The 21,508-nt window shown below is 65.8% G+C and carries 22 protein-coding genes; 5 read left to right on the top strand and 17 right to left on the bottom strand.

The window, feature by feature from the left end:
• The first annotated feature begins 85 nt into the window (after window positions 1–85).
• On the top strand, window positions 86–1,273 hold the full coding sequence (locus tag AC4ELS_RS09855) for a CaiB/BaiF CoA transferase family protein (RefSeq protein WP_064886172.1): 1,188 nt from the start codon (window positions 86–88) through the stop codon (window positions 1,271–1,273).
• Here AC4ELS_RS09855 and AC4ELS_RS09850 read toward each other — a convergent pair.
• Genes AC4ELS_RS09850 through AC4ELS_RS09840 form a run of 3 tightly spaced genes read right to left on the bottom strand, consistent with a single transcriptional unit; the run spans window position 1,270 to window position 3,400 of the window.
• A complete protein-coding gene (locus AC4ELS_RS09850) occupies window positions 1,270–1,740 on the bottom strand; it encodes a nuclear transport factor 2 family protein (RefSeq protein WP_064886173.1) in 471 nt (156 codons plus the stop codon). The genes AC4ELS_RS09855 and AC4ELS_RS09850 overlap by 4 nt on opposite strands.
• On the bottom strand, window positions 1,737–2,564 hold the full coding sequence (locus tag AC4ELS_RS09845) for a TIGR03619 family F420-dependent LLM class oxidoreductase (RefSeq protein WP_499046968.1): 828 nt from the start codon (window positions 2,562–2,564) through the stop codon (window positions 1,737–1,739). Before AC4ELS_RS09845 ends, AC4ELS_RS09850 begins: the two co-directional genes overlap by 4 nt.
• On the bottom strand, window positions 2,561–3,400 hold the full coding sequence (locus AC4ELS_RS09840) for an SDR family NAD(P)-dependent oxidoreductase (protein WP_499046966.1): 840 nt from the start codon (window positions 3,398–3,400) through the stop codon (window positions 2,561–2,563). The genes AC4ELS_RS09845 and AC4ELS_RS09840 overlap by 4 nt, the downstream gene beginning before the upstream one ends.
• A 69-nt stretch (window positions 3,401–3,469) precedes the next feature.
• On the opposite strand from AC4ELS_RS09840, the gene AC4ELS_RS09835 reads away from it, so the two are divergent.
• On the top strand, window positions 3,470–4,069 hold the full coding sequence (locus AC4ELS_RS09835; RefSeq protein ID WP_064886179.1) for a TetR/AcrR family transcriptional regulator: 600 nt from the start codon (window positions 3,470–3,472) through the stop codon (window positions 4,067–4,069).
• Between the two features lie 14 nt (window positions 4,070–4,083).
• Here the strand turns inward: AC4ELS_RS09835 and AC4ELS_RS09830 are convergent, their stop codons facing one another.
• From AC4ELS_RS09830 to AC4ELS_RS09795, 8 genes are read right to left on the bottom strand one after another with little or no spacing between them, the layout of a single operon-like run.
• Window positions 4,084–4,473: a PaaI family thioesterase gene (locus AC4ELS_RS09830; RefSeq protein WP_448442909.1), complete on the bottom strand. Its 390-nt coding sequence runs from the start codon at window positions 4,471–4,473 to the stop codon at window positions 4,084–4,086.
• Window positions 4,470–5,597, bottom strand: coding sequence for an NDMA-dependent alcohol dehydrogenase (locus AC4ELS_RS09825; RefSeq protein ID WP_448442911.1), 1,128 nt, complete (start codon window positions 5,595–5,597; stop codon window positions 4,470–4,472). Before AC4ELS_RS09825 ends, AC4ELS_RS09830 begins: the two co-directional genes overlap by 4 nt.
• Window positions 5,594–7,063, bottom strand: coding sequence for a class I adenylate-forming enzyme family protein (locus AC4ELS_RS09820; RefSeq protein WP_448443001.1), 1,470 nt, complete (start codon window positions 7,061–7,063; stop codon window positions 5,594–5,596). The genes AC4ELS_RS09825 and AC4ELS_RS09820 overlap by 4 nt, the downstream gene beginning before the upstream one ends.
• Before the next feature lie 16 nt (window positions 7,064–7,079).
• A complete protein-coding gene (locus tag AC4ELS_RS09815) occupies window positions 7,080–8,504 on the bottom strand; it encodes a class I adenylate-forming enzyme family protein (protein WP_499046964.1) in 1,425 nt (474 codons plus the stop codon).
• A gap of 13 nt (window positions 8,505–8,517) precedes the next feature.
• Window positions 8,518–9,966: a class I adenylate-forming enzyme family protein gene (locus tag AC4ELS_RS09810; RefSeq protein WP_499046962.1), complete on the bottom strand. Its 1,449-nt coding sequence runs from the start codon at window positions 9,964–9,966 to the stop codon at window positions 8,518–8,520.
• Window positions 9,966–10,739: an enoyl-CoA hydratase/isomerase family protein gene (locus tag AC4ELS_RS09805; RefSeq protein ID WP_499046959.1), complete on the bottom strand. Its 774-nt coding sequence runs from the start codon at window positions 10,737–10,739 to the stop codon at window positions 9,966–9,968. The genes AC4ELS_RS09810 and AC4ELS_RS09805 overlap by 1 nt, the downstream gene beginning before the upstream one ends.
• 6 nt (window positions 10,740–10,745) lie before the next feature.
• Window positions 10,746–11,552: an enoyl-CoA hydratase/isomerase family protein gene (locus AC4ELS_RS09800; protein WP_448442918.1), complete on the bottom strand. Its 807-nt coding sequence runs from the start codon at window positions 11,550–11,552 to the stop codon at window positions 10,746–10,748.
• A 9-nt stretch (window positions 11,553–11,561) separates the two neighbouring features.
• On the bottom strand, window positions 11,562–12,356 hold the full coding sequence (locus AC4ELS_RS09795) for an enoyl-CoA hydratase/isomerase family protein (protein ID WP_448442920.1): 795 nt from the start codon (window positions 12,354–12,356) through the stop codon (window positions 11,562–11,564).
• Between the two features lie 91 nt (window positions 12,357–12,447).
• Between AC4ELS_RS09795 and AC4ELS_RS09790 the strand changes: the two genes are divergently transcribed.
• From AC4ELS_RS09790 to AC4ELS_RS09780, 3 genes are read left to right on the top strand one after another with little or no spacing between them, the layout of a single operon-like run.
• The gene (locus AC4ELS_RS09790) at window positions 12,448–13,221 is read left to right on the top strand and encodes a FadR/GntR family transcriptional regulator (RefSeq protein ID WP_499046957.1); all 774 of its coding nucleotides are present in this window, start codon (window positions 12,448–12,450) and stop codon (window positions 13,219–13,221) included.
• Window positions 13,211–14,113, top strand: a complete 903-nt coding sequence (locus AC4ELS_RS09785; protein WP_499046955.1) for an enoyl-CoA hydratase/isomerase family protein — start codon at window positions 13,211–13,213, stop codon at window positions 14,111–14,113. Before AC4ELS_RS09790 ends, AC4ELS_RS09785 begins: the two co-directional genes overlap by 11 nt.
• A gap of 52 nt (window positions 14,114–14,165) precedes the next feature.
• Complete coding sequence (locus AC4ELS_RS09780) at window positions 14,166–15,347, top strand: thiolase family protein (protein WP_064886194.1); 1,182 nt, start codon at window positions 14,166–14,168, stop codon at window positions 15,345–15,347.
• Here AC4ELS_RS09780 and AC4ELS_RS09775 read toward each other — a convergent pair.
• The 6 genes from AC4ELS_RS09775 to AC4ELS_RS09750 all read right to left on the bottom strand — a co-directional run bounded on the left by AC4ELS_RS09775 (window position 15,334) and on the right by AC4ELS_RS09750 (window position 21,489).
• Window positions 15,334–16,179 carry a MerR family transcriptional regulator gene (locus AC4ELS_RS09775; protein ID WP_499046953.1) on the bottom strand — a complete coding sequence of 282 codons (846 nt, stop codon included), beginning with the start codon at window positions 16,177–16,179 and terminating at the stop codon, window positions 15,334–15,336. The genes AC4ELS_RS09780 and AC4ELS_RS09775 overlap by 14 nt on opposite strands.
• A gap of 9 nt (window positions 16,180–16,188) precedes the next feature.
• The gene (locus AC4ELS_RS09770) at window positions 16,189–17,727 is read right to left on the bottom strand and encodes a flavin-containing monooxygenase (protein WP_499046951.1); all 1,539 of its coding nucleotides are present in this window, start codon (window positions 17,725–17,727) and stop codon (window positions 16,189–16,191) included.
• Between the two features lie 13 nt (window positions 17,728–17,740).
• On the bottom strand, window positions 17,741–18,661 hold the full coding sequence (locus AC4ELS_RS09765; protein ID WP_064886197.1) for a hypothetical protein: 921 nt from the start codon (window positions 18,659–18,661) through the stop codon (window positions 17,741–17,743).
• Window positions 18,662–18,698: 37 nt separating this feature from the next.
• Window positions 18,699–19,556 carry an SDR family NAD(P)-dependent oxidoreductase gene (locus tag AC4ELS_RS09760; RefSeq protein ID WP_499046949.1) on the bottom strand — a complete coding sequence of 286 codons (858 nt, stop codon included), beginning with the start codon at window positions 19,554–19,556 and terminating at the stop codon, window positions 18,699–18,701.
• Window positions 19,556–20,548: an alpha/beta hydrolase gene (locus tag AC4ELS_RS09755; protein WP_499046947.1), complete on the bottom strand. Its 993-nt coding sequence runs from the start codon at window positions 20,546–20,548 to the stop codon at window positions 19,556–19,558. The genes AC4ELS_RS09760 and AC4ELS_RS09755 overlap by 1 nt, the downstream gene beginning before the upstream one ends.
• 200 nt (window positions 20,549–20,748) lie before the next feature.
• Window positions 20,749–21,489: a TetR/AcrR family transcriptional regulator gene (locus tag AC4ELS_RS09750; protein WP_179964497.1), complete on the bottom strand. Its 741-nt coding sequence runs from the start codon at window positions 21,487–21,489 to the stop codon at window positions 20,749–20,751.
• Window positions 21,490–21,508 lie beyond the last annotated feature (19 nt).

The following is a 21,508-nucleotide window of genomic DNA, read 5'->3' as shown; positions in this document are numbered from 1 at the left end:
TTGATCCGCGAGCAGACGCAAACTCGCACATTTCGGTGCAAAAATGTGCGAGTTTGCGTCTGTTCGCCGAGAGAAGGGTGGGCGCATGGCAGGGGTTCTCGACGGGATACGGGTTCTCGACTACGGCCGCTTCATTGCCGCACCGTGGTGCAGCGCGATCCTGGCCGACATGGGCGCGGATGTGCTGCGGGTGGAGAAACGTGAAGGCGGGGAAGACCGTTGGGTGCAGGCCGTCACCGAGGGCGGCGAGGGCGGCACCTTCCTGCAGTGCAACCGCAACAAGCGGTCGTTGACGCTCGACTCCACCACGGCCGAGGGCGCCGAGATCACCCGACGTCTGGTGGCGCAGGCCGACATCGTGATCGCCAACATGCCGGCGGCCGGGATGCGGGCCAGCGGACTAGATTACGAGACCCTCAAGGCGGTCAAACCCGACATCATCCTGGCCAGCGCCACCGCATACGGCGAGGGCGGCCCGTACAGCGACAAGATCGGTTTCGACGGGGCCGGGCAGGTGATGTCGGGTGCGGTCTACCGGCAGGGTCTACCTGACCTGCCGATCCGAACGGTGGTGCCCTACGCGGATTTCGGGACCGCGCTGACCTTGGCGATCGGCGTCATGATGGCGCTGTATCACCGTGACAAGACGGGCGAGGGACAGCACGTCGAGGGTGCCCTACTACCGACCGCGCTGATGCTGTCGAACGCGTTCTTGATCGAGCGCGAACTGCTGCAGGTCGACAAGCCCAGGATGGGCAACAAGGGTGCGTCGGTCGCGCCGTGCGACCTGTATCGCACCGCTGACGATCAATGGGTTCTGCTGCAGGTCGCCGGACAGCCCATGTTCAAACGCTGGTGCCGACTCGTGGGCCGCGAGGAACTGTTCGACGATCCACGATTCGCCAACGACGACATCCGCTGGGCCAACGGCGACATCCTCAACGACATCATGTCCGACTGGTGCGCCGACAAGACCAAGGCGCAGGTGCTGGAGCTGCTGGAGAAGGCGAAAATGCCTGCTGCCCCGTTGCATTCCACCCAGGATGTCCTCGATGACCCGCATGTGCAGGCCATGGGCTACCTCCAACGGATGCCGTTCCCCGGGGCCTCCCGGGACGTGCCGATCATCGAAACACCGTTCCGGATGTCGGCGACGCCCGGCACGATCCGACGGCGCGCCCCGCTGCTGGGCGAGCACACCGACGAGGTACTGGTCGAGATCGGCTACGACGCAACGCAGATCGCGCAGCTCCGGGCGAACGCGATCGTCTAGCGCAGCAGTTCGCGCGACTCCGGGCTTCCGTTCAGTGCCCGGGTGGTGCGGCGCTCGATCTGCCACCGGCCGTCGATGCGACGCAGCGTGAAGTGGTTGGCGCCGGCGCGTGCGACGATCCACTTTCCGTCGCGGTGCACCACGAGCAGCGATTCGCACACCGCCTCCGCGGTATTGCCGTCGACGGTGACCCGAGCCGGACCGAGAAAGTGACAGGCACCGCGCGAGATGAGCGTTTGATGCGCATCCGAGTTCACCATGGCGGCCACGTCGGCGCGACTGCGCATCTGCCAGCCTTCGACGTCGTAGCCGCCGTCCTTGCTCCATAACGCCGCGACGTCATCGGCGGCACCGGCGTCGACGAGGGGACCGTAGGAGGCGATCAGCTGCGTCACCTCGACCTGGTCGGTCAGCTCCTGCAGTCGCCGCTCCAGGTCGTGCAGCCGGGATTCGAAGGGATCAGTCATAGTCCGGTGCCGATGGTGTGCAGGGCTTCGAGCTGATCGCAGAAATGCTCGGCGCTGCGGGCCTGCAGTGTGCAGTTGGCGATCGTGGCCCCGACGTCGCGCAACCGGCTCAGCCGAGCGTGGGTGCTGCTCGGATCGCCTTGCGGGTCCAGCGGCACCCCCGGGGACAGCACGACATCGAAATTTGCCGGCGGGCGCCGTTGCGCGAGGAAGTCGGCGATCGTATCCGGCGGCAATCCGAAAGGCATCCAGCCGTTGCCCAACTCGACGGCTCGGCGCAGCGAGCGCTTGGTGCGTCCGCCCACCCAGATCGTGAGATCGGTGCTGGTGGCATGTGGTTCGATGGCGAACCCGTCGACCACCGGCTGTCCCCACGCGGCACGCAGCCTGGCGATGTCGCGGTCCGCGGCGGCCCCACGCCCTTCCCATGGGGCACCGAGCAACTCGAACTCCTCGGTGAGCGATCCGACCCCGACGCCGAGGACGACTCGCCCGCCGCTGAGCCGGTCGAGAGTCCCGTAGCTCTTGGCCAGCGCGACCGGGTGGTGGTACGGAAGCACCACAACGGCGGTGACCAGTCGGATCCGTCGAGTCCTGGCGGCCAGGAAGGACAGCGTGGCCAGCGGGTCCCAGTACACCGCCCCGCGCACCGCCGCCGCTGAGGCGGGGATGCCGGTGTGCTCTGCACAGGTGATGTGGTGAAACCCCAGGGCTTCTGCTTTCTCGGCGATCAACGACAACTCGTCGGGGCCGGCGGTCGTTTCCCACGGGGAGAACTCACCGGGGTGTTGCATCACGACGGGGGTGGAGAGCCCGAGCTTCACTGTGCGGACCCCTCTTTCGATCCCATCAGCTGCCGCATCATCTTGTCGGTACGCAGGATGGTGGCGGCGCGGTCCGGATCATTGTGGGCATGAGCGACTTTCGCGTGTCGCGACACGACGTGCACGGGGCCCTGGCCGAGCGCGGCGAGACCTTCGCCGGCGACGTCGTCAGGCTCGGACACCACCATTCCTGGAACGTCGAAGTTGAGTCCGACCCGGTCCATCGCCGGGGTGCGGGTCACGCCCAGGACGAGCTCGAGCACGTCGACGTTGTCGTCCCGCAACTCCAGCCAGAGGCTCTCGGCGAAGATCCTGCCGAAGGCCTTGACGCCGCCATAGACCGTGTGCCGGTTCGAGCCGAGGTATCCGGCCATCGATCCGACGAGCAGGATGCCCCCGCGGCGACGGCTGCGCATCGCCGCCCCGAAATGGTGGACCAGGGCCAGCGGGGTGGTGATGTTCAAGTCGATGACCCGCTGAAACGCGGGGAGGTGACCGTCGAGAAACCGTGCGCTGTGGGTGTTGGCGCCGGCATTGTGGACCAGCAGGCCCACCTCGACGTCCCCAACTGCTTCTGCCACGGCGCCGGCCGAGGACGGCTCCGCGAGATCAGTGCTCAGGGTACGGACCTCGACCCCGCGGGCGCGGCAGAGTTCGGCGCACTCTGCCAGCGGCCCGGGCTTGCGGGCGACCAGAAGCAGATTCACTCCCGCCGCGGCGAGTCGTAGCGCGAAGGATCTACCGACCCCTTCCGAGCCGCCGGTGATGACGGCCCACGGGCCGTACTTCTGCGCATCGAACGCCGTCGCGTCGAGTTGGGAGTCTTCTTCGATCACCAGTCTGTTGTAGCATCACTGCGTACTGATTTCTAGAAGCAATTCTAGTTTTGCGAGGAGTTCGTCCGGATGGCGCGCATCGGAACACCCCGGAAACCCGGGCAGGCGTCGACGCCTCGCCAGCAGGCGCGCATCGCCGCGATTCTTCGGGCCGCGGACCGGTTGGGGGCGGTGCACGGGCTCGAGCGAGTGCAGATGTCCGACATCGCCGCCGAGGCCGGGGTCGCTCTCGGCACGCTCTATCGCTATTACCCGACCAAGCATCACCTCTATGCCGCATCGCTCAATGCATCCATTCGGTCGATGCCGGAATCGGGTGGTATTCCAGACGATCCGGTGGCAGCGGTATGCGACTTCCTGGGGGACGCCGCCGAGCGGTTGCTGGCACAGCCGTCGTTGGCCAGGGCAATGCTGGTTTCCATCAACGCTATTCGGTCCTCTGCCGATGCGCCTGCCGATCTGTCCATGCGGGAACGGATCCTGGCCGAGGCAGGGATTGCCGAACCCACTGCCGAGGATCATCGACTGACCAGGATGGTCGAGCAGTGCATGTACGGCATCCTGACCTGGGCCACTGCAGGGCAACTCGACACGGACAACGCGGTCGCCGATGTGCGGTACGCGTGCCGACTGCTGCTGGCCCCGTGGGACCAGCGGTGGCGGCGTTAGTGCGGAGCCGCGATTCAGGTCCGTGCCCGGATCATCGCGAAACTGACCGTGGCGATGACAGCCAGGTCATCATCGGGCATTGCGCGGATCTCGACTTGCACCACCATGGATCGTTTGCCGGCGTGGACAATTCGTGCCACCGCTCGGGCGGCGCCGTCGGTGACCGGTCGTAGGTAGCGCAGGCTGAGGTCCGACGTCACGACACTGTGACCCGGTGGCAGTCGCCGCATTGCCAGCTTCCCGGCCGCGGTGTCGACGAGGGTGGCCAGCAGACCGCCCTGCAATCCGCCGTTGGTGTTGATCACGTGCGGGGCCACTGGGAGCTCGACCACCGCCTCATCGTCCGCGCCCGCGGCATCGCGGTATCCGATCAGCTGAAAAAGTTCGAAGATGTCAGCGGTCATCGGTCAGCCTCGGTGTAGCGGATGACACCGCGGATGTTGCGCCCCTCCAACATGTCGCGGTAGGCCTCGTTGATTTGATCGAGGCGGTACTCGCGGGTCACCATGTCGTCGAGGTTCAACTTGCCCAGCTGATAGAGGGCGAGCAGTTCAGGAATGTCGAACTGCGGGTTGCCGCCGCCGAACAGGCTTCCTTGCAGGCTCTTCTGTAGCAGGGTCAGGCCGGCCAGGTTCAATGTGGTGTCGGAATCGACCACATTGCCCATCGCAGTGAGCACACACGTACCACCTTTGGCCGTGAGCCGCATCCACGACTCCACATCTCGCCCCTCGGTACGGCCAACGGTCACAATGACCTTGTGGCACATGCGGCCGCCGGTCGCTTCGGCCACTCCGGTCAAGGCAGCCGCTACGTCCGGGTAGCACTCGCGCGCACCGAATTTGAGTGCCTGGTCCCGCTTCCATTCGACCGGGTCGACGGCGAATATGCGGCGGGCGCCGGCGATCGCCGAACCCTGCAGGGCTGCGACACCGACACCGCCGATGCCGATGACCGCTACGTCCTCGCCCGGCCGGACGTCCGCGCTGCGTACTGCCGAACCGTACCCGGTGGTCACCCCACACCCCACCAAACAGGCCACCTCGAAGGGGATTGCCGGGTCGATCTTCACCACCGACGTCCGATGCACGACGACGTATGGAGCGAAGGTGCCGAGCAGTGACATGGGAATCACGTTCTTCCCATTGGTCTGTATGCGGAATGACCCGTCGGAGACCGAAGCGCCCGCGAGTAGTCCCATCCCGAGGTCGCACAGATTGCGCAGGCCAACCTGGCAAGCCGGGCAGGTTCCGCAGGAAGGGATGAAGGACATCACCACGTGGTCGCCGACCGCTAGACCCTCGGTTTCGGGCCCCACCTCCACGATCACTCCGGCACCTTCATGCCCACCCAGGATCGGAAAGTCGGCCATCGGGATGTCTCCGGTCATCAAGTGATGGTCGGAGTGGCACAGCCCCGCGGTTTCCAAAGCCACCTTGACCTCGCCTGTGCGGGGGTCGCCGATCTCGATCTCCTCGATCGACCACGGTTGACCGAAGTCCCATACAAGGGCACCTTTGGTTTTCATCGTCGGTTACCTTCCCTCAACATGGCGCGTAGTGCGGCATTGTCGATCTTTCCCGTGGCTCCGCGCGGCACGGCATCTTCGTCGTCCAACAGCAGCCACAGCGTGGGCACCTTGAACGGACTCAGTACGTCCCGTGCGGCGGTGCGTAGCGAATCGGCCGCGAGGCTGTCGCCGACGAGTACTGTCCCGACCTGATTGGTCTGACCATCGGGAACATTCACGACATGAGCGGTTCGGACTCCGGGAAGAGACCGAAGCTCCCGCTGTACTTCACTCGGATACACCGAGGCGCCGCTGACTTTGAACATGTCATCGGAGCGGCCGCGGTAGAACAGGAACCCGTCGCCATCGAGGTAGCCCAGATCTCCGGTGGGGTAGTAACCGTCGGGCGTGAAGACTTCCTCGCGGCTGCGGCGGCAGATTCCACGCATGACATGCCGCCCGCGGATCTGGATCTCGCCGGTGACGCCCGCGGGTTGTGGTGTGCCGGAAGCGGTGTCGACGATGCGAATGTCCATTCCCGGGAACGGTTTACCGCAGCTGCCCCACGCGGAGCGGGGCATGTCGGCATCTGCCGGGTAGCCACAGTACGGCCCGAACGATTCGGTCATCCCGAACAGCGACGCCCGCGCGCCGGGCTCAGCACGCAGGTGCACCGGGAGCAGGGCCTCCAGGCTGCCCGGCCGTAGCGTCGAGAGGTCGGCGCTCGCGGGATGACGAGCGAGAGATTCGGCCTGCCCGGGCCATCCGCGGAACAACGTAACCTGTTCACGCCGAAGGAGTTCCAAGGTGGCTTCGGGGTGGGGAACAGGCTCGGTCACCAGGGTGGCCCCGGCCACCAGCGCCGACAGGATGCCTGCACCGAAACCGCCCACCCAGAAGAACGGCATCGGCAGGTAAAGGCGTGTCTCGGCGGTGATGCACCGCGCACCGAGCCCGGAACGGACCGCAGCCAAGGCGTTTGCATGGGAGTGGACGACGCCTTTCGGTGCGCCACTGCTGCCCGAGGTGAACATGACGACGAGTGGGTCGCTGGGCCGTACCGGTGGCAACGGTGCGGTGCCGGTGAAAGCGAGGACGTCCTCGGGAGTCCACGTGTGGCGCAGCGACGGCACCGGACCGTGTGGGTAACGGCGGCCGCGGAACTGTTCGATGGCGATCAGGTACTGCACGGAGGCGGTCCGCAACTGGGCCGTGAGTTCCTGGCTGGTCAGTAGTGTGCTCAACGGGACGAGGATCGCCCCGATTCTGGTGATTGCCATGGCAATCCGTACCCAGTCCGTCGAGTTGGGCATGATCAGACCGACCCGGGACCCCTTGGCGACCCCGGCCGTCATCAGCCCGGCCGCCAGCTTCCGAGTGCTGGTGTCGAGCTCGGCGTAACTAATGCGGGTGTCCGGATCGATCACCATGGGTTTGGTGGACGGCGCACGGTGACGCAGCAGCGCATCGACGGTGTCCGGCATCGAGTCAGGCAGAGAGTCAGGCATCGAACAGCCCCGCCAACGCCGGCATATCGACCTTGCCACTGGAAAGCGTCGGCAGCTCGGCGGGTGGGCAGACTGCGAATTCCCGCGGAATTTTGTACGCCGACAACATGTCGCGCAGCGCCCTACGCATCGCGTCGAAGTCAACCGGCGTGTCGGTGACGATCACGGCGGCGACGGTCTGACCGCGCACGGCGTCGGGAAGGCCGAGCACGTGCGCGGTGAACCCCAATGTCGCGAGGGCTTTTTCCACCTCTCCAGGTGTCACATTGGCACCCGCCGTCTTGATCATCGAGCCCGCGCGACCGAGGAAGTAGAAGTATCCGTCCCGGTCCACGCGCACCAGGTCTCCGGTGTGGAACCAGCCGTCGGGGTCGAAACAGTCCTCTCTGCTGCGTCCGTGGTAGCCCTGCATCATGTGCGGGCCGCGGATACATAGTTCGCCCGTCTCGAGCAGCTTGGTCTCGAACCCGGGCGCCGGCCTGCCGTAGCTGCCGCGTCGGCGCTCGGGTTGATCGGTCTCGTCGCCGTCGAGCAGCACGACGCTGCCGGACTCCGTCATGCCGAGCATGTTGTGGCGTAGCTCGGGATCCCGCGGACGGACATCCGGCGCCATGATCGGATAGAGGTTGCCGCGGCGGGCCGTGAACTGCCGGCCGGCGTAGCTCGGGTGGTGCGTGAGATGTGCGATCCCGGCGACGAAACCATTGGTGACAGTGGGTCTCTCGGCCTCGATGAGGTCGAGGGTGAGCGCCGGGTCGGTGGCGTTCGAACAGATCAGGGTGGCACCGGCGGACATGGTGGCCAGCAGACCGAACGCGAAACCTCCGATCCAGAAGAACGGTGAATTGCAGAAGAGCCGATCAGAGCTCGTCAGCCCACGGATCGTGTTGAGGTTGCGTTGATGGCCGATCAGCGATGCGTGAGTATGCACGGCCCCTTTCGGCGGCCCGGTCGAGCCTGAGGTGTAGACAATGGCCAGCGGGTCGCAGCCGTCGACGTCGTCTTCGAATTCGGCCAGTGCCGGAACATCGGCGTGGGGCATCTCGAACAACACGTGTCGCAGGCACGGGCCGTCGATACCGGAAAGCCGTTGCGCATAGTCGTGATTGCGGTAGGAGCGTGCCGACAGCAGGATCGAGGTATCGCTGTCGCGCAGTTGGGTCTCCAGCTCGGCTGCGGTGAGAAACGTGGAGTACGGCACCACGACGGCGCCGATTCGCGCCGCGGCCAGCATGGCCACCACGAAGTCGACCCCGTTGGGATAGAGCAGCCCGATATGTGTGCCCTTGCCGGCCCCCAGCTGGATCAGGCCTCGAGCCGCCGAGGCAGAACGGCTCTCGGCTTCTGCGTAGCTGATCCGGCTGTTGTCGCAGATCAGCAGGGGATGAGCACCCCGGCCGCGCAGTCCGGCGAGCATAGCGGCCAGCGTGTCAGCCACCGGTGGCGAAGTGCTCGCGGACGGCACCCAGGTCGGCCTTGCCCGACGGCGTACGCGGGATGGTGTCGACAATCGCGATCCTGGTGGGGATCTCGTACCGCGCCAGCCGTCCCTGCAGATAATCGGTGAGTTCTGCCGAGGGGGCAGGCGTGCGCAGTTCCACCATGGCTACCGGCGTCTCACCGAGGCGCTCGTCGGGAATGCCGATCACCGCGGCGCCGCGCACGGCGGGGTGGCTCTCCAGGGCGGTGCGCACGTCGTCGGGCATCACTTTGAATCCACCGCGGATGATGGCCTGGTCGGCGCGGCCGAGTATCCAGACGAATCCGTCGGCATCGATGCGGGCCAGGTCGGTGGTTCGTATCCAGTCCGCGTCGGCGTCGAGCTGCGCCGGTTTGACCTCCAACAGCCCCTTCTCATCGGACCCCAGCGGGGTGCCGTCCTCGTCGACGACGCGCAGCCGGGCCCCCGGATTGGCGCGGCCGACACTGCCCCGCTTGTCCTTCCAGTGTTTCTGGTGGTCGGCCAGCGTCCAGCTCGCCACCCCGCCACCGAACTCGGTCGCGGCGTACGAGGTCAGCACCGGGATGCCGAACTTCTCGGTGAACGCATCGGCATCGTCGGCCGACAGCGGGGCGGTGCCGGAGGTGACTGCGCGGATGCCGGCGAGGTCGTCGCGGGTGAGGTCGGAGTGCAGCACCATGCGCAGTGCGGCCGGCACCAGTGACACCGCTCGCGGCTGGTGCTCGCGCACGGCGTCGGCCCAGCGTTGGAGCTCGAACTTGGGCAGCAGCACGAATGGCCGTGCCTCGGCGATGCACAACAAGACCCGGAACACGCCGCCGACGTGGACCAAAGGCGAGTTGACGATGGCCACCCCGCGTCGCAGTTCGGTTGGTGCCGGGGAGTTTTCGGGATCGCGGCCGATGACGCTGCGGGTGAGCATGTCGTACGTCAGGTCCACGCGTTTGGGAGGGCCGGTGGTGCCGCTGGTCAACATCCACACCGCCACCCCCGGACGCCCGGCGTCGTGCGCCGGATCCGGGGCGGTAACCACCCCTGGCGCGGTGTCGAGATCGCGGATCGTCACGGTCGTCGTCGTGGGGGAGGGTGAGGCCAGCGCGGCGATGTCCTCGGCCAGGCCTACGAGTACCGGCAGGTTGAGTGTCTCGATGTCGGCCCGGGTGCGCTCGTCGCCGCGGGAGGGATTGATCACCACGACGGTGCCGCCGGAGGCCAGCACCCCGAGTAGCGCTGCCACGTGGGCGGGTTGGTTGCGCAGGAGGATGCCGACGCGGGTGCCGGCTGTCGATGCACCGATGCCCCGCGCGAGCGTCGCGACCTGTCCCCAGGTGAACCACTGGCCGTCGTACTGGATGGCCGGTGCGGCCGGGTCGAGATCGAGTACGTCGTCGATGCGCCGTGAAAGCGGGTGGGGCATCAGCGGGTCCGGGGCTGTGTCTTGGGCATGGGACGCTCGCACAACTCGGCCTTGGCGATCGGATTGCCCAGTCGCGTATAGATGAGGCCCTGGTCCATCGCGGCACGGTACGGCTTGTCCAGGGACTCCCAGATGGCCTTCACCGTGCCCTGGGTGGCAGTCGGCGGTTTCGCCGCGATCGTGGCGGCGATCTCGTGTGCGCGGTCCCACAGCTGATCTCTCGCTACCACTTCGGTGACCAGTCCGATGCGCAGTGCTGTCTCGGCGCTTACCCGTTCGTCGTTGCCCATCAACGCCATCCGCAACGTATCGCCGAGACCGACCCGGCGCATCAGGCCGATCGGCTCCAGCGCCGAGACCAGTCCGGCGCTGACATGAGAATCGAAGAAGGTGGCCTCCTGGGAGCAGATCACGATGTCGGCCTCGTTGACGAAGTACAGCGCCCCGGCGGTGCACATGCCCTGCACCGCGCAGACCACCGGCTTCCACATCTTCTGCCACTTGGGGCTGAGCAGTTCACCGGGATCCTCGTGGTTCCAGACGATCTCGGGCTGTCCGTAGCTTGATTTCACGTCCAGCCCGGCGCTGAAAGCCCGGTCGCCGGCAGCCCGTAGCACCACCGCGTTGATGCCTTCGTCGTCCTTGATTGCATGCCACGCGTCGCGCATCTCGTGGCACATGGCGCGGTTGAACGAGTTCAGGGCCTCGGGGCGGTTCAGCGTGAGCGTGGCCACCCGGGATTCGTGGTCGAAGTCGAGGAGCAGTGTCTCCATCGCCCGTTACCGTGCCTGCCAGTTGGGCTTGCGCTTCTCGACGAAGGCCCGCGGTCCTTCGAGCGCGTCTTCGGTGCGGACCACCCGCTCGCGGAACGTCTCGGCCAGGATCTCTCCTTCGTGCAGCGGCAGATCCAGGGTCTTGTGAATGGCCAGTCGGGTTCCTCGGACCGCCAGTGGGGCATTGAGACACACGGTGTCGGCGATCTCGTGGGCACGTTCCAGCAGTTTGTCGTGCTCGACGATCTCGGTGATCAACCCGAGTTCGTACGCACGCTCGACGGTCATGCGCTCGTGCTTGCCCATCAGTGCCATCCGCAGCGCCACCGATCGGGGGAGGGCACGGGCCAGGCGCACCATTTCGCGGGCGGCGACCAGACCGATGCTGACGTGCGGGTCGAAGAACGTCGCCTTGTCCGAGGCGATCACGATGTCGCCGGTGGTGACCCAGTCCAGTCCGGCGCCGCAGCAGATTCCGTTGATGGCCACCACGACAGGCTTGGCCATGGTGCGAAACGGCGGAGTTCCCTCCTGCGGCGCCTCCCACTGTTCGTACGTGGACAGGTAGGGGCGTTCGTTGACGACCTTTCCGTCGCCGGGGATCTCCTTGACGTCGGCGCCGGTGCAGAAGGCCCGACCGGTCGCGGTGACGATCATCAGCCAGACGTCGTCGTCGTTCTCGGCTTCGGTGTAGGCGGCCCGCAGTTCGGTGATCATGTGCGGGGACAACGCATTGAGCGCGTCGGGCCGATTCAGGGTGATGGTGGCCTTGTGGCCGTCCACCTCGTATTTGATGGTCTCGTAATCTGTCATCGATTCCTCTTATCGCCCGGTGAAGTCGGGATCGCGGTGTTCCCGGAACGCAGCCAGGCCTTCTTTGAAATCGCCTGTACGGCAGGAGAGTTCCAGGTTGGACAATTCTTGGTTCATGGACTGGGTCAGGGTGGCGTGCTGGCCGTAGGCAATGGCCTGTTTGGCCAGTCCGATCGCGACGGTCGGCCCGGCCGCCAGGCGTGCCAATAGCGAATCGACCGCCGTATCCAACTCGTCGGCGGGCACCGCGCTGTGGATCAGTCCCCAGTCGGCCGCCTGTGATCCGTTGACCTTCTCACCGAGCAGCAGCATGCGCTTGGCCCGGGCCACCCCCGCCAGTCGTGGCAGCAGCCAGGTCGCCCCCGAGTCGGGGGTGAATCCCCGGTTCATGAACGGTTCCCAGAACGTCGCCCCGTCCTCGGCGATGGTGAAGTCGGCGGCGAGGGCCAGGTTGCAGCCCAGGCCGACCGCCCAGCCCCGCACTGCGCATACCACCGGTAGCTGGATGGTGGACACCAGCTCGATGATCCGGTGCGCGGTGTGCGGGATCCGCCGGACCAGGTCACCGGTACGGGGCCGTTGTCCGGTGCTGTTGGTGGCGACCCAGTCGGCTCCGGCGCAGAAGTTTTCCGCCGCGCCGGTGATGGCGACGGCGCGCAGTGAATCGTCGTGTGCGGCTGCCGACAGGGTCGCGACCAGATCGTCGATCATCTGATGGCTCAACGAGTTACGCCGCGCCGGACGGTCGAGCGTGATGCGCAGGGTGGCGTCCGCACGGGACGTGGTCACCGAACCGTCAGTCACCTGGAAACCAGCCTTTCCGAATCCATACAGTTGCCCATACAGTAGGCGATGCGGTTACTATCTTGTACAAGTTAGCAAGGAAAGGTCGTTGATGGAAGGACGCGTACGGCGCATCCGGCAGCCTCGGGTTGCCGAGATCGTGGCGTCCAAACTGCGCGACGACATCCTGTCCGGCCGCCTGCGTGAGGGTGACATCCTTCCCACCCAGGAGAGCCTGTTCCAGGAGTTCGGGGTCAGCCCGCCCGCGTTGCGTGAGGCGATCCATCTGCTGGAGACGGACGGGTTGATCTCGGTGCGCCGCGGAAACGTCGGCGGTGCCGTGGTGCAGATGCCCTCGGCTGACCGCACCGCCCACATGATCGGCATGGTGCTGCAGACCCGCGCTGCCACGCCCGCCGATGTGAGTGAGGCGCTGCTGCGTCTCGAACCGATCTGTGCGGGCATGTGTGCGGACCGAGAGGACCGTGCCACCGAGGTGGTGCCTTACCTGCAGGCCGAGATCGACCTTCAGGCAGCACAGTTCGAGGACACCTCGCAGTACGTGCCGAACGCCCGGAGGTTCCACGAAGCCCTGGTGTCCCGATGCGGCAACGAGCCGATGATCCTGCTCATCGGCTCGCTGGAGTTGATCTGGTCGACGCACGAATCGTCGGTGTGGACCGGGGAAGACGGCGCCGGCATGTCCGAGAAGACCATGAGGGCCGCGCTGCGCGATCACCAGCGGTTGTTGGATGCGATCGCCGACGGCAATTCGGCGCGGGCCACCAAGCTCGCGGCCGACCATCTCACCGCCGCCCGGCGCACCACGCTGGCCGCCGGTAACGACAAAACCATTGAAGCGAGGTTGATTTCGCATGACAGATGACCGGGTGCTGTTCGAGGTCGATGCGGACCACCGCATCGCCACCATCACGCTGAACAATCCCAGGCAGCGCAACTCCTATGACGCGGCGATGCGCGACGAGGTGGCCCGTTACCTCGACATCGTGGCGGACGACGACGACCTGACCGTGGTGCTGCTGCGCGGTGCGGAGGGCGTGTTCAGCACGGGTGCGGACATGAACAATGCCTACGGCTGGTATGGCGATGAGCGCTCGCGCGAAGAGCAGAGGGCTGGAGCTGAAGGTCCTTCCGCGCCCAAGAAGTCCCGTCCGAGCCAGCGGCGCCGACTCACGGTGGACCGCAAGTCGTTTGGCTTCTACCACAACTTCATGGGCTTCCCGAAGGTCACGGTGGGCGAGATCAGCGGCTACGCGCTTGGCGGGGGGTTCGAGATGGCGTTGATGACCGACATCTCGGTGATCGCCCGTGACACCAAGATCGGGATGCCCGCGACGCGGTTCCTCGGCCCCGCCCTCGGCAGCCTGCACATGTTCTTTCACCGCCTCGGTCCGGTGCTGGCCCGGCGGATGCTTCTTACCGGGGACATCGTCGAGGCCGGCTCGATCGAGCACCTCGGCATCTTCACCGACACCTGCGATGCCGACCAGGTGACGGCGCGGGCGCAGTACTGGGCGGCCAAGGCGGCCAAGATGCCCGCCGACGGGGTGGTGATCGCCAAGGAGGCGTTCCGGCTCGTCGAGCAGAGTCAGGCCTACCAGGGCGAGGAGGTGGCCAGCTACATCTTCCATGCCTACGGCACCAACCTGCAGTTTTCGCCAGGTGAGTTCAACTTCGTCAAGACCCGCGCGCAGCATGGCACGAAGGAAGCGTTCCGCCTGCGCGACGAGCATTTCCACGTCCCCGAACCGCAGTAGAAACCCGTCCTGATACCGTTACAGAAACACGATATAGCGTAAAGGTGGAACCATGCCAACACCCGTCATCGTGGGCGCTGCCCGCACAGCGATCGGCCGTTCCTTCAAAGGGACCCTGGTCAACACCCCGCCGGAAACCCTGATCACCACCGTCCTGCCCGAGGTCGTGCGTCGCGCCGGCATCGCCCCGGAGGCGATCGACGACCTGATCTTCGCCGAATCCAATTACGGCGGCGGCGATATCGCGCGCTACGCCGCCGACGCGCTGGGCTGGGAGTCGGTGCCCGGCCAGGCCGTCAACCGGCACTGTGCGGGGTCGCTCACCGCCATCGGTAATGCGTCGGCCCAGATCGGCTCCGGCATGGAGCGGGTCCTGGTGGCCGGCGGTGTGCAGTCGCTGTCCTCGTCGCCGCTGATGAAGTGGCGGGTGCCCGGGTTCGGGCCCGAGATCGAGTTCATCGAGCCGTGGATGACCCCGACGCACGTCGAGACCCCGGACGCACCCATGCGCGACATGTCGATCACGGTCGGCTGGAACACCGCACAGGCCGCCGGGATCACCCGCGAGGACATGGATGCCTGGGCCGCGCGGTCGCACCAGCGCGCCATCGCCGCCATCGACGCGGGCAAGTTCCTCGACGAGATCGTGCCGCTGAAGGTGAACCAACCCGACGGGTCGGTCATCGAGTTCAGCGTCGACGAGCATCCTCGCCGCGGCACCACCGCCGAGAAGCTCGCCGAACTCAAGGTCCTGCACCCGGAGATCGAAGGATTCTCCATCACCGCGGGCAACAGCAGCGGCACCAACGACGCTGCCGCTGCTGTCGCGCTGGTCGGTGACGACTATGCGGCCGCGGAGAACCTCAATGTGCTGGCCACCGTCAGGGCCTGGGGCGCGGTCGGCGTGCCCGCCAAGGACACGGGTCTCGGCGGCGTCGAGGTGATCGGCAAGGTCCTCGGCCGGGCCGGACTCAAGCCCTCGGATGTGGCGCTGTGGGAGATCAACGAGGCGTTCGCCTCGGTGCCGATCGCCGCGGTGCGCAAGTACGGGCTCGACGAGGAGCTGGTGAACTTCTCCGGCAGCGGCTGCAGCCTCGGCCATCCGATCGCCGCTTCCGGTGCCCGCATGGTCACCACGCTCGTCTACGAATTGCAGCGCCGTGGTGGCGGCATCGGCGTCGCCGCGATGTGCGCGGGTGGCGGCCAGGGCGGCGCGGTCGTCATCGAGGTTTAGATCGCTTGACCTGAGCCCGGCGGGGGCGATCCGGCGTGGTCTCCCCGTCTGGCTCAGGTTCGGCAGCGGTCTCCGGGCCGGATTCGGCCTCGGCCTTGCCTGCTGCCTGATACTCGTGCAACTCGGCACGAACAGCTTCGTCGAAGGCGCGGTCCAGGCTGGCATGCGCAAGTCGTCTGGCGGCCCTCCGCATGGTGTCCACCAGGTCGGCGGCCCAAGCGAGCTCGGCATCATTGGTGGGCAGCCAGCCCGGACCCCGCTGGCGGACAACTTCGGTATGACCGCCGCGGGTCAGCTCACGGGCGGCGGCGTCGAGCTTCTTGTCGACCGCGGTGCTGGTTTCCAGAAGTATCTCCAGCGGCATTCCGCGGGATACGAGTGAGCCGAAGTCATCGATGAGCCGTACATCGGGGACCGAGTAGATATTCGCATCGGCCGTCGGCGCGATCATTCCGTGGTTGGTCAGCCGGCGCAGCATCGATGTGTCCAGGTCGCCGAGCCGTCCTTCCAGCTCCTCGAGGGACATGGTGCGTGGCTGCGGGTGCGACCACGGTGCGGTGACCAATTCTTCGAGGTCGGACAGATCCAGCACATCGACGAGGTTCTGTCCGGGCTGCAACCCGGTCAGGAATTTCATGATGTGCTTGAGCGTGAAGCCCTCACTGAGCAACCGGGTGATCGCGCGCAGCTGGCGCAGGTGGCGATCGGTGTAGATGGCCACCCGGCCCCGACGCTGGGGCCGGGGCAGGAGCCCGTTGTCCTGGTAGACGCGAACGTTCCGGGTCGTCGTCCCCGCCTCCCGAGCGAGGTCGTCAATCCGATACTCGGTCACCCCGGAATCCTATCCGGTGGCCGCGGGGCTGCCGCTGACCTGCGCCAGGGGGCTCATGTCGCGGCCCGCCGCGGTCTCGTTGTCGCGACGCGCAGTGATCCTGTAGTCGTGCAGGTTCACCGTCTTCAGCTGATTGACGTATTGGGTGGCGAACCCCGGATACATGGTCGCGTTGAAACCGTCCTCGGTCAGATACCAGCTCTGGCAACCGGAGTTCCAGGTGGTGGAGCCCAGGCGCCGTTGGATGTCCTCGTTGTACCGGTTCTGGGCCTCGATACGGACATCCAGCGATTTCCAGTCGTACCGCAGAAGCGTCGAGATCGCCTCGACGATGTAGTTGATCTGAGCCTCCATGTACACCAGTGCCGAACTGTGTCCGGGGCCGGAGTTCGGTCCGAAGGTGAAGTACAGGTTGGGATAACCCGATACCGCGACGCTGCGGTACGCGTAGGCGCCGCGGCTCCATTCGGCGGCGAGCTCACGGCCGTCGATGCCGGTGATCGGGAACGGGGTACCGGTCTTGCAGACATCGAACCCGGTGGCGAACACGATGCAGTCGAATTGGTGCTCGATGCCCTCGACGGTGCGAATCCCGTTGGGGGACAGCCGAGCGATGGGCCAGGTGACCAGCTTGCAGTTGTCGGCCTGTAAGGCGGGGTAGTACTCGCTGGTCATCAGGAGCCGCTTGCATCCGGCGGAGAAATCCGGCGTCAGCTGGCGCCGCAACCACGGATCCTTCACCTGCAGACGGAGATTGGCGCTGCTGACCGCCTCGACCAGCCGGGTGAACGGGGTGTCCCAGACGACGCCGAGGGCAACCGACTCGTGTCCCCAGTACCAGGCGCTTCTCATCAGGCTCTGGGTCACCGGGAGGTTGCGGTAGAGGCGCTTCAGCCGGCCACTGGTGGGAGTGTTGATCCGCGGCAGTACCCACCCGGGGGTCCGCTGAAAGACTTTGACCGTCTTCGCCGTCTTCACCAGTTCGGGCACGATCTGCACGCCGCTGGCACCGGTCCCGACGACCGCGACCCGTTTGTCGGTGAAGTCGTAGTCGTGATCCCACCGGGCGCTGTGGATCTTGTGGCCCTCGTAGGTGTCGATCCCGGGGATGTTCGGGAAGCTGGCGTTGGCCAGCGGACCGGCAGCGACGATCACACTTCGGGCCCGTACCGGTTCGCGGCCTTCGAGGGCGACGGTCCACTCGCCGGCCTCCGCGTCGTAGGAGATACCGACGACGGTGTGCCCGAACCGGATCGTCGGGGCGAGGCCGGACGACTCGACCATGCCGTCGATGTACTCCAGGATCTCGGCACTGCCGGAGTACGTGTGTGACCAGTCCGGGTTGGCAGCGAAACTATACGAATACAGCCGGGACGGAATGTCGCACGCCGCACCGGGATAGGTATTGTCGCGCCAGGTTCCTCCGACTCGGGAATCGCGCTCGAATATCACGAAATCCTCGACGCCCTCGGCCTTGAGCCGGATGGCGGCGCCGATTCCGGCGAATCCGGCACCGATGATGGCAACGGAGATGGATGAAGAAGTCATGTCAGGGCTTCCTTCAGGCGACGGGTTCGTAGGTCAGTTCCTGCGACCAGGTGGGGGTGTTCTCGACCAACGACATCGGGATCATCCCGGTGATCTTGACCAGTGAATCGGCCAGCCAGTGGTACTTGGAGGTCCGGTCGATCACCTTGCGGCTCTGCCACGAGATGATTCGGTACATCGGCAATCGGCGGGCGAATTCGCTGCGTTCGCCGACGCTTTGGAACCTGCGCATCGCCTGGTACAGCCGGTCCTCGTTGACACCCATCTCGACGATGTTGTCGCGCATCTTGTTCAGCAGCGGGAAGTAGCTGAGCACTCCGACCAGGAATGTGGGCTTGATCCAGCCGCCCACCAGCTCGATCAGCAGCTTGCGCATATCGGCATGCCCGAGGATGTCCATCACCTCGAAGTCGACGGCCAGGTGCCGGGACTCGTCGGAGTTGATCCGCTTGAACACCTCCTGTGCCACCGGATCTTTGACCTCGTCGGTGATGAACTTGATCAATGCCCCGTCCAGCGCGACCTCGAGCATGGGGATGACGGTGCCGAGGAACGTCAGACCCATTCCGTCGGAATGCTTGTCGAGCCAGTTGATGACCAACTGGACGTTGACGTTCGGCGGTGGGATCTCGTCGTCCTCGAGCATGCCCCACCTGCGCATCAAGGCGAGTTCGGCATTGGCGTGCTTCTGTTCCTCGGCGTGGAAATGCTCGTAGATGCTCTTGAGCGTCGGATTCGGTGCCTTCTTCGCCAGCGCGGCAAAGCCGCGGGCGCCGACGTTCTCGATCCACATCAGGTCGGTCATGAACGGCTTGAGCTTGGCGTGCAGTTCGGGTTCGATCAGCTCGGCTCCCGGTGCGTCCCAGTCGATGTCGATCAGAGCCCATTGCCGGTCTTTGATCATCTGCAGCATGTTGTCGAGATCCATCGCCATGGTGCGTCCTTTCGGTAGAGCGGGTGTCGGGAAGGGTTCAGTCTTTGGGGAGAACTCGGCCGAGCAGTCCGGCGCCCCGGACGTAGAGACCGGGGAAGTGCCGCTTCAGGTGCCAGATGACAGTGGCGTCGATCTGGGGCACCACGTACAGGCGGCCGCTGTCGTGCGCGTCCAAGGTGCGGGCTGCGACGTTCTCGGGAGACAGCCCGGTCCACCGGGCCAGTTGCTGGCTGAGGTTCATCGAGCCGGGGGTGATGCGGCCGTCCTGAAAGACGTTGGTCTTCACGAAGGTCGGGCACAGCACTGTCACCGCGACACCCGTGCCCGCGAGCTCGGCGGCCAGTGTCTCCGACAGCGACATGACGCCCGCTTTGGAGACGTTGTACGGCGCCATCGACGGTGCCGCAGCAAATCCCGCTGCCGAGGCCACGTTGATGATCCCGCCTCGGCCGGCCTCGCGCAGGATCGGCGTGAAGACCTCACACCCGTACACCACACCCCACAGGTTGATTCCGAGCGCCCAGTCCCAGTCCTCGAATCCGATGGCGCCGACGGGCTTGCCGCCGACGCCGACGCCGGCGTTGTTGATCACCAGGGTCGGTGGACCGCCGAAAACACTGGCGGCCTGCTTGGCCAACTGCTCGACTGCGCTGCGATCGGATACGTCGCAGACCACGGCGTGGCCCTTCCCGGTGCGGAGTTCCTCGATCAGTGCCACCGTCTCGTCGGCCCGGTCGGAATCGATATCGGCACAGATGACCTCGCCACCCCTCCGGGCGAGCTCAAGGGCGAACGACCGCCCGATGCCGCTACCTGCGCCGGTCACGACCGCCTTCGCATCGGTGCAACGCCGATCGCCACGAAAAGCGTTGAGCAGCATGTCGATTCCGAACATCAGCACACCTCCATCTGGGTATCGGGTCGGTCGTCCGCGAGCACGGCGGAGAAGAACCCCGCCGCCCGCCGCAGCGCCGTCGCTGCTTCGGGCGCCAGCCGGGGCAGTGCCTGGAAAACGTGCACCATGGCGGGCCAGACCTCGAGGGTGCTCACCCCTCCGTTCCGGGTGACCTCGGTATCGAGGTAGCGCGCGTCCGCGCTGAGCATTTCGAACTCGCCGACCTGGATCAGCATGGGTGGCAGGCGATCCGCCTTCTCGAAGTCGAGGCGCAGCCGCGGCTGGTCCGGGTTCTGTGCCGCCGTGTACAGCCCGACCAACTGCCGCGCCGCCGTCGCCGACATCGCCGGATCACGGCGCACCTGTTCCTGCTGGAGCGCGAGTGCCATGGTGAGGTCGATCAGAGGGGAGAACAGCACGACTCCGGCGGGCTGGAAACCGGGTTCGTCGGCGTGCTGGAGCAGCAGGTCGCAGGTCAGGTGGCCACCCGCGGAGTCCGCGCCGATCACGACGTCCGATGCCGAATATCCCTGCGCGAGTAACCACCGATAGCCCGCTTCGACGTCGTCGGCGGCGGCCGGGAATCGGTGTTCGGGAGCCAGACGGTAGTCGACCGAGAAGAACGGGATGCCGGTGGCCTGGGAAAGCCGTGCCACCAGCTTGCGGTGCGTGTGTGCCGAACAGATCACGTAGGCGCTGCCGTGGATGTAATAGCCGGCGCGCGTGCCGAACTTCACGCCCGGGCCGATCACCCATTCGCCGCGCAGTCCGGGCCGGCGGACCGGGATGACCCTGGTGCCGTCGGGCATCGATCCCAACGTCCCCATGATGGTGGCGATCAGTCCGCGGGAGAACCACACTCCCGGACGGTTCATCGGGATCACGCCGGTGAGGCAGCCCAACGTCCACCGGGTGGTGGCGGCCGCGACGACGGCGCGCAGGGAACGGCCACTGGGCACAGCCGGCAGGTCGGGTGAGGCAACTGCGGTCACGAGGGTTACGTCACCACAGACTGTTACATTTGTCAATGTAACAATCGGCGATGACGTCACGGGCCCGGTGAGCTGGGTGCCGGCTCACCGGGAAGCGGTGGGTACGCGAAATCGCCCGGCCGCGAACGGAATTCCGGATTGGTGGCGCACGGAAGTGGCCGGAGTGCCAGGGGCGACTTCGGCTCAGGTGAAGGTTGCGCTTATTTGCGCTTGGACTTGGTCGCCGTCGGTTGTGCGATCCGTGCGGCCGCGTGGTCGAGGATGCACTCAAGGCCGTACTCGAAGTTCTTCTCGTCGGCCGCGCCGATGCGGTGTCCCTCGGTGGTGACCTGTGCGAGCAGAGGCGTCACTTCCGGGTCGATGACCATGGTCTCTTCGTAGTCGCCCGGTGCGTTGTCGTTGGCCCGGTTCTTTTCGTAGAGGCGGTGCAGCACCACCGAGCCGCGCACGTGTACGGAGACGGCCGAATAGGTGTCGAAGGCGTCCTCGACTGGCAATCCGGCCTCCACCAGGCCGGAGATCGCGGTCTCCATCTCTTGCACGCCGAGGCGTGCGGCACGCGGGCTCAGGGCGGAGCGAATGAGAATGAGATCACACAGAATCGGGTTGCCCATGAAGGCTTTTCGCATGGTCCTGGCGTGGTTGGCCAACGACTCGCGCCAGTCCTTCGCTTCGACGTAAGGAGTGGCGACCACGAACTCGCGGAGTGCGCGGTCGGTCATCGCGTTGAGCAGGTCATCCTTCTTGCGGAAGTACCAGTAGATGCTGGTGACGCCGACGCCGAGATGTTTGCCCAAGAGCGGCATGCTGAGGTTGTCGATCGACACCTGCTCGGCGAGTTCGAATGCACCCTTGATGATGTCTTCGGGATTGATGGACCCGCGTTCGCGCCGTTGACGTTTCTCAGCGGTCGGTTGCTTTGCCACTGCGGGCACCTCCATCGAAATCGATCTTGCTCAA

It is taken from the genome of Mycobacterium shunyiense (genome assembly GCF_058270035.1).
The sequence above is the reverse complement of the archived record's forward strand: the minus strand, read 5'-3'. Positions and strand labels throughout refer to the sequence as shown.